The 16,454-nt window shown below is 37.8% G+C and carries 17 protein-coding genes and 1 pseudogene; all 18 read left to right on the top strand.

All coding sequences use genetic code 11. The features are described 5' to 3' along the window. The first annotated feature begins 314 nt into the window (after positions 1-314). The 18 genes and pseudogenes from LKD46_RS09225 (at position 315) to galE (ending at position 16,307) form a co-directional block, all read left to right on the top strand. Complete coding sequence (locus tag LKD46_RS09225; protein ID WP_227574063.1) at positions 315-854, top strand: RNA polymerase sigma factor; 540 nt, start codon at positions 315-317, stop codon at positions 852-854. Continuing rightward, a complete protein-coding gene (locus LKD46_RS09220; protein ID WP_173741499.1) occupies positions 848-1,954 on the top strand; it encodes a DUF4179 domain-containing protein in 1,107 nt (368 codons plus the stop codon). The genes LKD46_RS09225 and LKD46_RS09220 overlap by 7 nt, the downstream gene beginning before the upstream one ends. 520 nt (positions 1,955-2,474) lie before the next feature. Next, entirely contained in the window at positions 2,475-4,334 is a 1,860-nt protein-coding gene (asnB, locus tag LKD46_RS09215; RefSeq protein WP_227574062.1) for an asparagine synthase (glutamine-hydrolyzing), read from the top strand. A gap of 112 nt (positions 4,335-4,446) precedes the next feature. Continuing rightward, entirely contained in the window at positions 4,447-5,229 is a 783-nt protein-coding gene (locus LKD46_RS09210; RefSeq protein ID WP_227574061.1) for a hypothetical protein, read from the top strand. Beyond that, on the top strand, positions 5,222-5,461 hold the full coding sequence (locus LKD46_RS09205; RefSeq protein ID WP_173761521.1) for a hypothetical protein: 240 nt from the start codon (positions 5,222-5,224) through the stop codon (positions 5,459-5,461). The genes LKD46_RS09210 and LKD46_RS09205 overlap by 8 nt, the downstream gene beginning before the upstream one ends. A gap of 21 nt (positions 5,462-5,482) precedes the next feature. Further along, positions 5,483-5,944, top strand: a complete 462-nt coding sequence (locus tag LKD46_RS09200; RefSeq protein ID WP_114002529.1) for a hypothetical protein — start codon at positions 5,483-5,485, stop codon at positions 5,942-5,944. Positions 5,945-6,248: 304 nt separating this feature from the next. After that, entirely contained in the window at positions 6,249-6,806 is a 558-nt protein-coding gene (locus tag LKD46_RS09195) for an RNA polymerase sigma factor (RefSeq protein WP_114002530.1), read from the top strand. Next, the gene (locus LKD46_RS09190) at positions 6,803-8,194 is read left to right on the top strand and encodes a DUF4179 domain-containing protein (protein WP_059085741.1); all 1,392 of its coding nucleotides are present in this window, start codon (positions 6,803-6,805) and stop codon (positions 8,192-8,194) included. Before LKD46_RS09195 ends, LKD46_RS09190 begins: the two co-directional genes overlap by 4 nt. A 156-nt stretch (positions 8,195-8,350) precedes the next feature. Further along, a complete protein-coding gene (locus LKD46_RS09185; RefSeq protein WP_110925764.1) occupies positions 8,351-8,788 on the top strand; it encodes a helix-turn-helix transcriptional regulator in 438 nt (145 codons plus the stop codon). Positions 8,789-8,798: 10 nt separating this feature from the next. After that, positions 8,799-9,356 (top strand): signal peptidase I, encoded by a 558-nt coding sequence (gene lepB / locus LKD46_RS09180; protein ID WP_227574060.1) that lies wholly within the window; start codon positions 8,799-8,801, stop codon positions 9,354-9,356. Between the two features lie 227 nt (positions 9,357-9,583). Continuing rightward, positions 9,584-9,775: pseudogene (locus LKD46_RS09175) on the top strand (TnpV protein); the annotation flags it as partial. A 101-nt stretch (positions 9,776-9,876) separates the two neighbouring features. Continuing rightward, a complete protein-coding gene (locus LKD46_RS09170; RefSeq protein WP_227574058.1) occupies positions 9,877-10,578 on the top strand; it encodes a lantibiotic protection ABC transporter ATP-binding protein in 702 nt (233 codons plus the stop codon). A 4-nt stretch (positions 10,579-10,582) separates the two neighbouring features. Continuing rightward, on the top strand, positions 10,583-11,311 hold the full coding sequence (locus LKD46_RS09165) for a lantibiotic immunity ABC transporter MutE/EpiE family permease subunit (protein WP_227574057.1): 729 nt from the start codon (positions 10,583-10,585) through the stop codon (positions 11,309-11,311). Between the two features lies 1 nt (position 11,312). After that, positions 11,313-12,035, top strand: coding sequence for a lantibiotic immunity ABC transporter MutG family permease subunit (locus tag LKD46_RS09160; RefSeq protein ID WP_173746158.1), 723 nt, complete (start codon positions 11,313-11,315; stop codon positions 12,033-12,035). Further along, a complete protein-coding gene (locus LKD46_RS09155) occupies positions 12,032-12,853 on the top strand; it encodes a NisI/SpaI family lantibiotic immunity lipoprotein (protein ID WP_227574056.1) in 822 nt (273 codons plus the stop codon). Before LKD46_RS09160 ends, LKD46_RS09155 begins: the two co-directional genes overlap by 4 nt. 59 nt (positions 12,854-12,912) lie before the next feature. Then, the gene (locus tag LKD46_RS09150) at positions 12,913-13,578 is read left to right on the top strand and encodes a response regulator transcription factor (RefSeq protein ID WP_227574055.1); all 666 of its coding nucleotides are present in this window, start codon (positions 12,913-12,915) and stop codon (positions 13,576-13,578) included. Continuing rightward, a complete protein-coding gene (locus LKD46_RS09145; RefSeq protein WP_227574054.1) occupies positions 13,563-14,930 on the top strand; it encodes a sensor histidine kinase in 1,368 nt (455 codons plus the stop codon). The genes LKD46_RS09150 and LKD46_RS09145 overlap by 16 nt, the downstream gene beginning before the upstream one ends. 495 nt (positions 14,931-15,425) lie before the next feature. After that, positions 15,426-16,307 carry a UDP-glucose 4-epimerase GalE gene (galE, locus tag LKD46_RS09140; RefSeq protein WP_330673053.1) on the top strand — a complete coding sequence of 294 codons (882 nt, stop codon included), beginning with the start codon at positions 15,426-15,428 and terminating at the stop codon, positions 16,305-16,307. Positions 16,308-16,454 lie beyond the last annotated feature (147 nt).

Raw genomic sequence — 16,454 nt, 5'->3', positions numbered from 1 at the left:
CTTTCATTGCACATATACAGAGAAACTGGGTGAGAAAACAGTAAAAGCATATCGGATTGATCTAAGCAGTGTTTGGTTTTGGTCGCCTGTGAAAAGCAAGACAAAGAGAAGCTTGAGGAATATATTACGGAATTACATAAAAAATACAAACATAAACAGAACAGCGATTAAAAAAAGTAGATATTTCGTTGGCAATGGAAGAGGCAACGGAAAAAAATACTTTTATGAGAACCGATTTCCTTTCCGATGCATCTAATTAGTGTAAAAGTAAACATGAGTAGTAATCCAGCTGGACAAAAGGAGAAGACAAAGTTATGACAAAAGATGTATTTATTAAGGAGGTTCGGGATGCAGAAGCCATGCTGTATCATATATCAAAGTCCATTCTGAAGAATGACTCTGATTGTGGGGATGCTGTGCAGGAAACAATTCTTAAGGCATATGAAAAACTTCCCACTTTAAAGAAAGAAAAATATTTCCGAACATGGATCACAAGGATATTGATCAATGAATGCAAAGGGATTCTTCGGAAAAGAAAAAATGTTATTCCATATGAAGAATATATGGACAATATGAAAATGACTGAGGAGGACAGATACAGTCATTTGTATATGGCGATTATGGAACTTCCGGAGAATCTGAGGGTTTTGGTAACATTGTATTATTTAGAAGGATTTTCCTTGAAAGAGATCAGTGAGGCTCTGGATATTCCGGAAGGAACGATCAAAAGCAGACTTTCACGTGCAAGAGAGTTTTTGAAGGTGCAGTTATCCGAAGAAGAGAAAAGACCGGCAACTGGGAAAAACAACAAGCAATTAAAGAGAATAACAGGAAAGGGGAAAATGTCATGTTAGAGAAGAAATGGAATAATATCGCACCGGAAGTACCACAGGATTTTCATAATAAATTTGAAGATACACTAAAACAGATTGAACAGGCGGATTCAGTTGATAAAAAATACAAAAGAAAAAAAATCAGTGGACGATTATTGATTGCAGCAGCAGTAATCTGTACTGGTATGGCTGTTACTGTGGCTGCAAAAGAGTTCTTTAAATGGAATGATTACCTGGTGAAAAGACTGGATCCATCGGAGGAACAGCAGGAGACACTGCAGGAATCAACTTATATTCAGAATATAGACCAGTCTGTAACACAAAATGGTGTGACGGTTACCCTGACAGATTCTATTCAGGATCAGGGATTCCTGTATGCTTTTTTTGAAGTGAAAACAGAGGACAGTATTTCTATGACTGATCATACTTCTTTTGAGGAGATGACACATTTTAAGATCGATGGAAAAGAAGTATATGCAGTGGACGATAACAGATTTGGAAGTTTCAATACTGGGGTAGGACAGGATGTGTTACTGAAAACAGATCAAAATTCTACACATCTTAAATATTTTAACGCCTGTATATCTTATGACGGTGATTATGATCTGAGTAATAAAACAGTAGAAATCACATTAAAGAATCTTACGGAGGAAGGAGATTATGATACGACTGTTATTACAGATGGAACATGGGATTTTAAATGGACTCTGGGTGCAGTAAAGCCTCCGACAACTCTGGAAGTGAACCGGAAATGTGATTTTGGAGGTTATGAAATCACAGTGAAAAAAATGGAAGTAACGCCCCTTTTATGGTCATTATATCTTGATTATGATGAAGCTATGAAGGTGTATGAAGATGAAAAAAACAAATTTGAGTACGCAGGTACGGACTATGGCATGGATCTTTATGCCAGAACTAGTATTGACCAGGTGCGTTATAAAGATGGAACGGTTTTAACACTTGATAGGACCATGGGAGGCATCGCTGGCGGTGGAGAAAAACAGGATAAGGAAAACGGTGTCCTGATCATCAGAAACAGCTTCCCGCAACTGGTTGATGTAGATAACCTGCAGGCGGTACATTTTGGGAACATTGACCAGTGGCTTGAAGTGCGGGGATAAAAGTTTTTTCGGTGATACAGAAAAATCCTCCCATAATTAGATAATGAGAAAATACAAAAAGAACCGATACAAGGTCTTTGCAAGACTGATATCGGTTCTTTTTGGCTAAGTCTGCCAAGCCCATTACCTTTAGGTAATGGGTAGTTGACTAAATATAGGTAACCATACAGTCGGAAAAATGGCTCTGTAACAAAAGACCGTTTTTCCGGCTTTTCATTTTATCAGCAGTGAGGCATTCACACCGTTTGAAAATCTGTAAGAACTGAGTCATTGGGGTATGTCATGACGGGTAATCAAATATATGACATAGATTCTGCAATTGTAGAAAATAAGATTGACTTTTTGATTCTATAGATGTAGAATTAGAAAAGATTTCTACATCTGTAGAAAAACAGGGAGAACACAAGCTGAGGCGCAGACTCACAGACCACTATGATTACGATGTGACCATGTGGGATTCAATTGTGGTAAAAAAGTTGCTGCAGCGTATAAACTACATCAAATAGATACGGAGGATAAAATGTGCGGAATCTGTGGATTTACAGGTTACAGACAGGATCAGAAGACAGTAATTGAAAGGATGATGAAAGCCATTGAGCATAGGGGTCCGGATAGTGAGGGTTCTTTTTGCAGGGAGAAGATTACGCTGGGTTTTCGAAGACTTAGTATTATTGATTTAGAAGATGGGCAGCAGCCTATGGAAAGTGCGGACGGAAACCTTCATATTGTTTTTAATGGAGAGATCTATGATTATAAGGAACTGCGGGCAGAACTTGAGGCTTTCGGCATTTCTTTCTGTACTCATTCTGACACGGAGGTTCTGATAAATACTATTCAGCAGTATGGGGAGAAGGCACTGGATAAACTCAGGGGAATGTTTGGGTTTGCTGTATGGAATGAACAGGAGCAGAGTTTGATGCTTGCAAGGGATTTCTTTGGAATTAAGCCTGTGTACTATGCCGAAATAGATGGGCACTTTGTATTTGCTTCTGAAATTAAGAGTATCCTTGCATTTCCCGGCTATGAAAGGAAAGTAAATCAGAAGGCTCTGGAGCAGTATTTGTCATTTCAATATTCTCCTCTGGAAGAGACCTTCTTTAAGGGAATTTATAAACTGATGCCTGGACATATGCTTTTATATAAAAACGGAAGCTATGAAATAAAGACTTATTTCAAACCAAAGCTTACACCAGGTCAGTGGGACTATAAGACGAATGTGGCGCAGCTGCGGAGCCAGCTTTCCGAGATTCTAAAGGATTCAGTGAAGCATCATATGTTAAGTGATGTGGAAGTCGGCGCGTTTTTATCCGGGGGAGTGGATTCCGGTTATCTGGCTTCTTCCTCTGGTGCAGATCAGGCATTTACAGTGGGATTCGATGAGGGAGACCGATATAGTGAAGTAAACAAAGCTGCCAAAGTGGCAGAAAAAGCAGGTTTGAAACACCATGTGAAAATCATATCCAAGCAGGAATTCTGGGATGCCCTTCCAGATGTTATGTATCATATGGATGAGCCCCTTGCTGATGCTTCTGCCGTTGCACTCTACTTTCTCTCAAAAGAGGCTGCAGGTCATGTCAAGGTTGTTCTTTCCGGAGAAGGAGCAGACGAGCTTTTCGGTGGATATAATATTTACAGAGAACCGGAATCATTGAAAAAAATTGACTGGATTCCATTTGGTGTCAGACGTGTAATTGGAAAACTGGCTGCAAAGCTGCCGGATGTGAAGGGACGAGATTTCCTTATCCGTGCAGGAATGAAAGTGGAAGAACGTTTCATCGGAAATGCATATATTTACCGTGAAAAAGAGAAAGCGCAGATTTTGAAAAATAAAGTAACAGGACCTTCCACACAGGAATATTTAAGACCATTTTTTGAACAACTTGAGTCAGAAAACAGAGGATCACTTCAAGACATGGAAAAAATGCAGTCTGTAGATCTGAGCTACTGGCTTCCTGGCGATATTTTGCAGAAAGCAGATAAAATGAGCATGGCACATTCATTGGAAGTCAGGGTACCATTTCTGGATAAAGAAGTTTTTGACTTTGCAGCAAAGCTTCCGAAGGAAGCCAAGATTGCAGCGGGTACAACCAAATATATTTTCCGTAAAGCTGTTTCAGAATTTCTTCCACAGGAAACCGATGAACGTAGGAAACTTGGTTTTCCAATTCCAATCCGTGTGTGGCTGCGGCAGGATGACTGGTATCAGAGGGTAAAGGAGTTATTTACCTCGAAAGAAGCAGAAGAGTTTTTTCATACAGATAAGCTTCTTTTACTTCTGAAAGAGCACAAAGAGAAAAAGGCAGATAACAGCCGTAAAATCTGGACAGTTTTGACATTCCTTATCTGGTATGATAGATTTTTTGCTACATGTTCGAAGTGAGAGAGTTGGTTATGAGACGGTAAAAATATAAATATACGAAAAATCCGTTGACAATGGTATTTGGGGCTTTTATGATAAAACTCTATTTGTTTGTATAGAAACTTTCGGATTATTGGAGGAAGAGTTTAAGGAGTATGTGGGTGGAAATCTGAAAGATTTTACGGTTTTGGATGCTTTCGACTCATTGTTCTTAAATGGAAAGGCAAATCAGGAAGCGCAGAATCCATCTAAATATCTTTTGTACCAGGATCCAATGGCTGGCACTTTTGATCGGGAGGTGGTGGAGAGCGGCGTTGGCACAGGTGCCTACTATGAGAAATTAAAGAAGATGATGGAAATCTGCCAGGAGAATTCCCCGGAATATGCTGCTCTATTTGCCTATTATGAAAAACTTACAACGGACAGTTATTTAGAATGTCTGATAAAAACTATGGTTTTTACGGCTACCATTTTTATAGAACTAGTGTGTGGATTTAGCATGACAGATATAAAACCATTTTATATTACAATATTATTGCAGGCAATTAACAATATGTATGATGCTGGGTGTTCGATTGCAAAGAAAAAACAGGTATTTCAAGTGAATTTATTGCAGGGAATTACGTTTTTGCTTGCATTGATTGATTTGATTTCAGCAGTTTGCTTCCTTGGAAATCCACAATTGCAGTCTGTGGCATCTAGTAAAGGAGTTATATTACTATCCTGTATATTTGTTGGATTTATTCTTTTGTTACTTTACAGAGAAACATTTGTTCATCTTAGCATAATTTACAGAAGAGAAAAATATAGTGCAGGTAGTAGTGTAAGAAATGTGATCGAACCAAAAGACCTTGGGATGCAGTCCGATTGTGACGATGCATGTAACTGGGATGATAAGGAGAATATTTATGATTGAAGCTGTAGCAGTACTTCTTTTTTTTATAGTTGCAGGAACTCTATGGGGGATAATAGAAACTTTTAAATATAGGAAATTTTTTTCAAGAGACTGTGAAAACGGACAAATCTCCACTATTAAAGCGGACCGAATAAAGCGACGTGGATCCTGGCGGATTTTTGGTGACCGTATTCTAGATGAAAAATCGTTTCTGGTAATGAGGGAAAAGGAGTCAAAGTTAAAAATTCATTAATTCAATAGCGGGGTATTTTAAATGGCTGAACAAAATGTTTTTAATCTAATGCAAAACGATGAGATTGGACTGTTGTGGAAAAAGATATATCAATTACATCAAAAAACCAAAATTTATCTACTTACAGCCGAAGAAATATCAGAAAATGGGGATGCATTGATTCAGCCATTAAAAGAGCACCGGGATGCATATGATCATATTGTAAGGATTTTTGCAAGCACAACCAAAAAAGTGCCGGAAGGATACGATTACTATTCTTATATCAAAGGAAACCTTGAGAAAGCATATGGACATGAATATCGTGCTTTTTTTGATACGGCAGACTGGCTTGCATACAATCTGCGGCATAATTTAAGAGAGCGCATAAATGCGATTCCATATAATAAAAGAAATCAATTAATCCCAAATTGCAAAGAAACAATCAAATTATTGAACCAATACCCATTTGAAATTTCTAATCTACGAAATGACAAGGATATATAAAGTACAAAACTACAGAACAAGAAAATATTTTATAACAGCAGTTGCAGCCGGTATCTCATGATATATAAAATGAGAATATCGGCTGCTTTTCATTATTTTTACCCCTAAAAGGTAACCTTCTGAAAACCAAAACTGTAGTTTGGATCTCAACTGAAAAAATTAAATTTTTTTGTTACCATCCACTATTTTTTACGATATATAATATGAATGGAAATTTTTTTATTCAAAAAGGCGCCTTATCTGTTACTGGTCAGATTATGGACAGTGACTTTTATCTTAAAGAAACCCGGAGGACAACCTGTAAATGAATGATGATGAAATTATAAACCTGTTTTTGAAAAGAGATGAGAATGGAATTATAGAATTGAGTACTAAGTATCATCCCTATTGCTACAAGATTGCCTGGAATTTATTGGCGAATAGAGAAGATGCCGAGGAATGTCTGAATGATACCTGGTTTTCGGTATGGTCACAGATTCCTCCTACGCATCCTTCTGTATTGGCACACTTTTGCGGTCGGATTACAAGAAATCTTAGTATTGACCGCTTAAGGAAAAAGTTTGCAGGCAAGCGCCCGGATGTTCATATGGCAGATGTTATGGAGGAAATGGAGCAGCTAAATGTAACTTATACCGTGGAAGAACAGCTGGCGGAAAAAGAACTGATGGAAACCATAAATCGTTTTTTGGAAGAAATGTCTCCAAAGGACAGAAATATTTTTGTACGAAGATACTGGTTTTTAGATCCTGTTTCTGCAATATCCAAAAGGCATCATATGTCAGCGGGAAGCGTGAAAATGAATTTATACAGAAACCGGAAAAAGCTGTTGAAACTGTTGGAAAAAGAAGGAGGACGCATATGAAAAAGTTTGATTTTTCAAAAGAATTTGGTAATATTGATCCGAAATATATAGAGGAAGCAGAGCGGGAATGGAGTGAAAAAAAGGAAAACCGGAGACCAAAAGGGTGGAGCAAAGCAGCAGCTGCCTGTGTGATCGTCACCTTGGGTTCTGTTATCTTTTCTAATCCACATATCCAGGCTGCAATAAAAAATATTACATTGTCCATAGGAGAAACCCTTGGTTTCCCAAAAGGCATTGAATCTTATACGGAAGTGTTGAATACCTCTAAGGAAGACAAAGGAATTACTGTAACATTAAAAGAAGTTGTTCTGGATAATGGGGTTCTGTTAACAAAGGTGCATGCAGAAAAAACATCTTCCGGGCAAAAGGACACGGATGATGTCCAGGATGACTGGACCTTTGCCAATACACAGCTTGACATTGATTATCAGAAAACTACAATAAATGGACAGAAAATTGAAGAATACGAAAGCGGACACCTTCTGCCATATTCGGACGAAGATTTGCTAAATACTGGACTGGATGAAAATGTCTATGATGCTGTTCTGGAATCCCGGTTTTCCCTTGATGGTGATTTGGGAGAAAATCCAGAAGTACATTTGGTACTCGGTGCCTATCAAAATGAAAATCTTGGCGAAGATTATTTCGCAGAGTTTGAGTTTGATTTTTCTATTCCCCATGAGGAGCTTATGAAACAGACAGTTCATAAAAAGCTGGAAGATGTTTCTGTTAAAACAGAAGAAGGAACCGTAAAATTAACAGACTTTTCCATGAATAAACTGCAAAGTATAATTAAGGCAGAAATTCCGGAAGAACTTGAGGAAAAGCTGTATAATGGTAATGAGATGATGCTTATGGGGACAGACAGTAAAGGAAATCAGGTACAGTATGAACTGCGCAGTAATTCGGCAGCAGATGGTAAAACTCAATGGAGTTTTAAAACCAGTTTCTGGGGCATGTATCAGCTGGATTCTGACGGTCCGGTTCTTTTGCTCCCGGATATTGACAGCGATTATCTGGAATTACAGCTTTATACCAGAGAACCTTACATGGCTGCTGCAGACACTGTCTGGGGTGATGACGATTTTGTAGAAATTGGTGAGACTACAGAAGAGGTAGAAGAAGTTCCAGAGGATACTTTGGAGGGAGAAAATCCGTCAGATGCAGAGGATCAGGTTGAAACTCAAATTATCGGAGGGGCAGATGCTCCCACAGAAGTAAGGCTTCAAGACGATACAGACCAGAAAGAAAATACCGACGCAGCAGATAAAACGGATGAAGATTACGGAACCGAAGAAAGCGCATATTATGATGGAGCTACAGGTGAAATCACTGCAGAATCTGGTTGGACACCTGTCGGGGATAAAATAAGGATTCAGATTAGGTAGAGAAACGTGAATCTGTTTTCAAAAATCCCATGTCAAAGAAGCTTTGCATACCTGTTTTTTTCGCTGTAAAAGGTAAATTGCTTTTCATTTGGCAGAAATTTTTATATAATCCAGGTGAGAAAGCAAAACCGATTGGAAGAACAGGAGCAGAGCAATATGAACATTGGAACGCAGATATTAAAAATACGAAAAGAAAAGGGACTGACCCAGGAGGAATTTGGAAAAATATTTCATGTTACCAGACAGACTGTGTCTAATTGGGAAAATGAAAAGAGCTATCCGGATCTGCAGATTCTCATAGACATCAGCAACCGTTTTGATATTTCTCTCGATGTCTTAATAAAGGAAGATGTCAAAATGGTAAAAACCATGGATAAAGAAAGAGTGCTTGGATCATTGAAACGGGAAAAGTCTGTTATTGACTTTTTTACAGGTGCAGGAACTGGAATTGTAATCACCTGCCTGTTTTCGGCTGATACAATGGTCAGAACGGTTACCATTGTATTAGGCGTGATCATGATCGGAATTGGCTGGTACCGGGAAGCAAAATATGACAAAAGATTGTTCAGATATATGAATAATGAAGAACGGTGAGGTGGAGAGCATGAAAATCTGGCGTGAACTGTTAGGCTATGTGAAATTGCTTGTAATAGTAGTGGCGATTACCCTGGTTATCAATAATGTTGTTTTGATTAACGCAAAAATCCCTTCACCCTCCATGGAAAAAACACTTATGGTGAAAGACCGCCTTTTCGGCTTTCGGCTTGCGTATGGAATTAATCTTGATCTGTTCGGTTATGAAATTTCTGAAAAGTTCAAGGACCCGGAGCGATTTGATATTGTAATATTCAAATACCCAGATGATGAAAGTCGTCTTTTTATCAAAAGAGTGATCGGACTGCCGGGAGAAGTAGTGGAAATTAAGGATGGGAAAGTTTACATTGATGGTTCACCCACTCCATTGGATGACTCTTTCATTCCGGAGAAAATGATTGGAAGTTATGGTCCATATACAGTTCCGGAAAACAGTTATTTCATGCTTGGTGACAACCGGAATAATTCGAAGGATTCACGTTCATGGAAAAACAAATTCGTACGATTTGACCAGCTTGTGGGGAAAGCTGTTATAAGATACTATCCATCTTTCAAGTGGTTAGGATAATAAGAAACGCGAATATCAGTGGCTTATTAAGCACTGGAATATTCGCGTTTTTTATTTGATAATGGAAGTCGATTTTTGTCCTGTCTTGTGTATCCCAAAAGTGCCTGTTTTACAGGCTTTCCGGGGTATCAGTCCTTTTGTCTGGTATTGTAAAGCAGTGTCAGATTTGTCGTAAATGTCGTAAATTTGTGGTCAAAAAATGATGAGAAATGGAGAGTGCTAACAAAATGAAACTAACGTATACGAATGTAAATGGATATCTGCTTCCAGATCTTACTTATAAATCCGGTGAGCAGATGGATCAACTTGGCAAGTATGGTTTTCTTCGCAGAGATTATCTGAAAAACCATCGAAATTCAACCTATCAGGTGATGCTTCTGCAGGATACGATTGGAAAGCATCTTCTGGAAGTGGACAAGTATTTCCTATTATGTATTTAAGAAATTCTATTTTCTTTATGAAATCTTCAAAATTTGCAGTTATCCTTTTAGCATAATCAAAAGAAAGGATAGTGTAAAATATGAGTATAATCTTGAAAACAACAAATCTCTGTAAATCATTCAGCAGGCAGACAGTTGTAAATAACATATCGCTGAATATTGAAAAAAATTCCGTCTATGGATTGTTGGGACCAAACGGAGCTGGAAAGTCCACAACACTTAAAATGATAACAGGCATATTGAAACCGACATCTGGAAGCATTGAGTTTGACGGCCACGCTTGGCACCGAAAAGATTTGAATGACATAGGAACCTTAATCGAAACCCCGCCTCTTTATGAGAACCTGACTGCATTTGAAAATTTAAAAGTGAGGACGGAGCTTCTCGGCTTACCGGATAAACGCTGTCATGAAGCGCTTGATATTGTCGGCCTTACGAATACCGGAAAGAAACGGGCAGGACAATTTTCTCTTGGCATGAAACAGCGGTTGGGAATTGCGATTGCAATTTTAAACAATCCCCGCCTGCTGATTTTAGACGAACCTACAAACGGCCTCGATCCTGTTGGTATAGAAGAACTCCGTGAATTGATTTGTTCCTTTCCCTCTAAAGGAATTACGGTAATTCTTTCCAGCCACATTCTTACAGAGGTACAGCAGATTGCTGACCATATCGGCATTATCTCGGAGGGTGTCTTGGGGTATGAAGGTGTTTTACATGCTGAAGAAAATCTCGAAAAATTATTCATGGATATTGTGAAAAAAAACAGAAAGGAAATGTAAGAATATGAAATACCTTAAATCAGAACATTTAAAATTCAGAAGAACCTTTTTCAATAAATTATTGATAATTGCCCCATTGATTACAGCAGTTTTTGCTTGGCTGATGGCTGGATTTACTGGATTCCAGTATATGTCCTTGTATTGGTGGTATTCCTTTTTACTTCCGGGAACAATTACAGTTCTTTGCTATTTGTCCAATCAAAAAGAAATACGTGCAGATAAATACTATTCTGTATATTCTATGTCTATCAATCTGAAAAAATTTTGGATTAGTAAAAATCTGATTCTGATTGAAAAAATGATATTTGCGGCTTTTATATTGGCATTGTTGGTATGTGTTAGCAATATTATCTCCCCGTCAACCGTTATTTTCACACCGGGACAATCCTTTATAGGCAGTGTTGCTATTATGATAGCTTCTATATGGCAGATTCCGCTTTGCTTATTCTTGATTTTTAAAATAGGATTGTTTATGCCGCTTGCAGTAAATACTGCCTTTGGAATTTTTCTTCCCGGCTTTTTTGGAACTACCTCCTTATGGTGGCTGTGTCCATATTGTTGGGCTCCAAAGCTGGCGGAATCACTAATGGGAATTGGTATCAATGGAACATTGAATGACACTCCTAACGTTTCCATATTACCTGTTGCATTATCTTTAATTTTATCATTCATACTTTTTTTCGTACTTACTTATCTGGGTGCAGGTAATTTTAGCAGACAGGAGGCAAAATAGAATGACACTATATAGGGCAATTCGTTCAGAATTGGTAAAATTGCGCCACACACCACTATTACCAATTCATATATTCGTACCGATAGCAGGTGCAATCCTTTTTACAAGCTATTTTGGTTTATACAGTTTCAGACCAGACTACAATAAATATAAGCTGATTTTTGAGATTACAGCTACGTTTTTTCCAATTCTTATCAGCATAATTACCGGGTTAAATACGTTTATGGAAGATCACGCCGCACATTCACAGTCGATTCTATCCGTTCCAAACAGGATAACCATTTTCTGCGGAAAGTTTCTTGTCCTTTTTGGTGGAGGCGTTCTTTCACTGATTAGTTTGGTGCTATTATTTTCTATACTGGTAGCAATACAAGGACTTATTCCACATACACCCTATGTCATGCTGTTAGAAACAATAATAGTCCTTGCCTTTGGAAATATTATACTTTACATTTTTCATTTATTTATTGGCTTTAAGTTTGGACTTGGGCCGTCATTGTTTTTAGGTGTATTTGAAAGCCTACAGGTAATTATGTACAGTAATATTGTCTTAGCGGGAGTTTGGAAGTATATCCCTTTCGCTTGGGCGATTGATTTAAGCCGTTATGTGTTAGACGATAAACTATCCCTACACAAAAATGAGGTTTTTATAATGGGACTTATTACAATAATTGCTTTTATTGCAATGACTTTTTGGATTTCACAATGGGAAGGAAAACGATGATTAAGAAAATGATTTTACTGGTTGTTGCTATTCTGCTGATGGGAGCAAGTATGACTGGCTGTTCTGTTTTGGAAAAGGGAATTGATGAATATTCCAAAGACAAAGAAGAATGTGTGCTGAATACGGATAATGTGACACAGTTTACCTACAAGGGAGACAGCTTCACCATTCTTGATGATACGCTGTCAAATTCAGAACTTGGAGAATGGGTTGGCTATATCAGAAAACTTGCGGTCATAGATTCAAACGGGAAAATCCTGCTTCAACAGGATACAGAAAAGGCCACTTTTAAAACTTTAGCTGATATTGCTGATTCAAAACCAGACGCCGCCTATATCATTCCATTTTTAAATGTCTATACGGTCAAAGATGGAAATACGCAGGAGCTTATTGTTGACGTAAACGGAGGCTACCACAAAGCTATTCTTAATAGATTTGTTACGGACAAAGATACTATTTTTCGATACAATCAGAAAACAGAGGCAACAGCAGAAGGAGAATTTACAATAAATACGCAAAATTGTACACAGTTGCTATGCGGGGATAAAGTTTATCAGATAACAGATGAAACCGTTCCCTATGAAAATATTGGAGAATATATTGATATAATTGCTGAATCCTATACATTTGATAATGATACAAAATTACAAATTCCCAAAGAGGAACTATATCATATTGATTGGAGCGGAAAAGAGAAGAGCTCACAAAAACGAGAGCAGTGGACAATAGGCGGTATATATGAAATCTTGGACAAAGATAGAACTAATTCCATGGCAGTAGAAGTAAATTCTGAATACCGGGTGGCAAAATGTCAGTAAAATTTGCAAAATAATATGATGGTGCTACAATAGTACCGGAGTGAAAGGAGGTGCATTTTATGGCAAATATCCTTGCTATAGATGATGAAATTCCTATTTTGGAATTGATAAAAAATGGATTGCAGAAAGACGGACACACCGTTTCCACATATCCATCTGTTTCACAGATTCCCTTAGAGTACTTAAACCGATATGATTTGATAATGCTTGACATTATGATGCCTGACACAGACGGCTTTACATTCTGTAAAAAAATACGCTCCCTTGTGGATTGCCCCATACTATTTCTTACTGCTAAAACATTGGAGAACGATATCACTTTTGGCTTGGGAATTGGAGCTGATGACTATTTGACAAAGCCCTTCCGTATAGTTGAATTGCGGGCACGTGTAAACGCCCATCTGCGGCGGGAAACAAGAGAAAAACACAGCACAATCGTTTTTGAACATATTAAGGTCGATTTATCCGCAAAAGAAATCCGGGTTGATGACTGCCCGGTTCCCTTTACAAAGAGTGAATATTTAATTTGTGAATATCTTGCTAATAACAAAGGACAGGTTTTTTCTAAAGAACAGATTTATGAGGCTGTATTCAGTATTGACGGAGACAGCGATAACTCAACAATTTCTACTCACATTAAAAATGTACGGGCAAAGTTTAATAAGATGGGGGTACAGCCAATCATTACAGTTTGGGGGATAGGTTACAAATGGGAACAAAGATAGCGACATTAAGGACAGCTTTTATAAAATACCTTGTTATGCTGATAGGCGGTCTGGCATTATCCGTAATCACTCCTTTTCTTATATTTACGATATTTGCTAGTTTGGGGATTGTTAATTATGCTAATCAAAGTGAAGAATTTGTGAAAACAATAGCTCCTGTTCTTGCTTCAACACCTGATTTGGCAGATGTAACAGAAAATATGCCCCCCGGGTGTGATTACCTTTTACTGGATAAATCATACACAATACTGGAAACCTCCTTAAAAAATGATGATGTAAAATCAGCATTAAGATATGCGACCGATGGTGTTAATACTGCAAATAACGGAAAGCAGTTTCTGCTGATTACAAGGGATAAAGAATTGATTGTTTTACAATACTATATTGGTTCACGTTTTATAAACCCATGGTTGAACAAATATTTTCCTTCACCGGAAATGATACTTTACTCTCTAATTGCTCTGAATTGCGTGTTTGTATGTATACTATTAACCATTCGTTTTTCAAGGCGTCTACAAAAACAATTAGTGCCTATTATGAACGCGACCGAAGAAATTTCATCACAAAATCTTGATTTTGAAATAGGCCATTCTAATATTAAAGAATTTGAAGATGTTCTGCTTTCTTTCTCTAAAATGCGGGATGATCTGAAAATGTCTTTAGAGAAGCAATGGCACGCGGAACAATTACAGAGAGAACAGATTGCAACATTAGCCCACGATTTGAAAACACCTTTGACAGTTATTCAAGGAAATATTGATTTGATAAATGAAACGGAACTTGATGACGAACAACGTCTATATGCAGATTATATCACTGAAAGCTCCAGTCAAATAAGCATTTATATTAAGACGCTGATTGATATTTCCCGGACTGTTGCCGGGTATCAGCTTCATTTGGAAGAAATTGATATTTCTGGTTACATGGGACAGATTGAAGCACAGGCAAACTCTTTATGCCTTGCAAAAGGAATTTGTCTGCACATGGAAAAGGAAGTTGACTTGGGTATATTCAAAACGGATAAACTTCTGTTAGAACGGGCAATTATGAATGTGATAAGCAACGCCGTAGACTATTCTCCACCACTGGGAACAATTTATGTAACAACACAAAAGGTAGACCATTTTTTACACATATCCATAACAGACGAGGGAACCGGCTTCACATCAGAAGCTATGCACCATGCACAAGAACAATTTTTTATGGGCGATAAAAGCAGAACTTCTAATATGCACTTTGGTATGGGACTTTATATCACAAACAGCATTATCAAACAACATGACGGGCAACTTATTTTAAGCAATTCTAAAAAGACTGGTGGTGCGCAGGTAATAATTAAAATTCCATATTAAGAAATTAGAGGGCGATACTGCGGTATCGCTCATTATTTTTTCAAATCTTTATAAAATCTACAAATTTTCCATATAGTATATAAGTAAAGAATATAACTTCATTCTGCCGCACAACGGCAAAGAAAAAAAGCCATCGTAACGCAGATACATTTTCGCGTGCTTTTGAAGCGGTGGCTTTGATTTTTAGAGCAGATGCTTCTTTTTGTGCTTATTTTTAGCAACGACGACCCGGACACAGAACAGCGGCATTTAGGAGGATTGACGCCATGTCTGCGTTATCCTTGTTTTGCTGATATGTATGATAACCCTCTTCTATCCTATAAAAAACTTGCAGGAAATCGCTCTATCGTAGAACGATTAAGAGAGTATGAATATTAAAGTAATGGATCCGGATATTGCACCAAGGTATAAAAAGTATATTCTATATTGGGCATAATTTAAGTTTCGCTAAGTTTCACTTATATAGGTGTTTGAGGAAAATTTAATAGAAAAAACATAAAAAAAGCACTGATCATATCAAAAATCACGGGAAAACCAGTGAAGTTTTATAAGGCAGATATTCTGGACAGAGATGCTCTAAATGATATTTTTGACAAAGAAACTATTGAGTCCTGCATCCATTTTGCAGGTTTGAAGGCAGTTGGAGAATCTGTGGTTAAGCTCTGGGAGTATTATGAAAATAACATAGCAGGCACTTTAACTCTGATTGATGTAATGAGAAAACATAATGTGAAAAATATTATTTTCTCTTCCTCAGCAACTGTATATGGAGATCCGGCACAGATTCCGATTACAGAAGAATGCCCAAAGGGACAGTGTACGAACCCATACGGCTGGACCAAATCCATGTTGGAGCAGGTACTTACCGATATCCAGAAAGCAGATCCAGAATGGAATGTTATGCTTCTTCGTTACTTTAATCCAATTGGAGAGAACCCAAATGGCATTCCAAATAACCTTATGCCATATATTACACAGGTAGCAGTTGGTAAGCTGAAGGAACTTGGTGTATTTGGAAATGATTATGATACTCCGGATGGAACTGGTGTAAGAGATTATATTCATGTTGTGGACCTGGCAAAGGGTCATGTAAAAGCACTTAAGAAAATCGAAGAAAATCCAGGGCTTGCGATTTACAATCTGGGAACCGGAATGGGCTGTAGTGTTCTTGATATTGTGAAGAATTTTGAAGCTGCAACTGGTGTGAAAATTCCATATGTGATCAAACCTCGCCGAGCAGGAGATATTGCAACTTGTTATTGTGATGCATCTAAGGCAGAAAAAGAGCTTGGCTGGAAAGCAGAAAACGGTATCCGTGAGATGTGTGAAGATTTCTGGAGATGGCAGTCTAATAATCCGCAGGGATATGAAGAATAGGATGTATATTTAAAATAAGAGAGCTGTAAGATGCAGCCCTCTTATTTTTTTGGATCCAAAAGAGGCAGAAGAATTTTTTTATATAGAGGAACTGCTTCGGCTTCTGAAAGACCATAAAGAGAAAAAGGAAGATAACAGCCGTAAAAT

Origin of the sequence: Blautia fusiformis, from assembly GCF_020686995.1 — a bacterium.
In the GTDB taxonomy this organism is placed as follows: Bacteria; Bacillota; Clostridia; order Lachnospirales; family Lachnospiraceae; genus Blautia_A; species Blautia_A fusiformis.
Note: the sequence above shows the minus strand (reverse complement) of the source record. Positions and strands in the feature narration are given on the sequence as shown.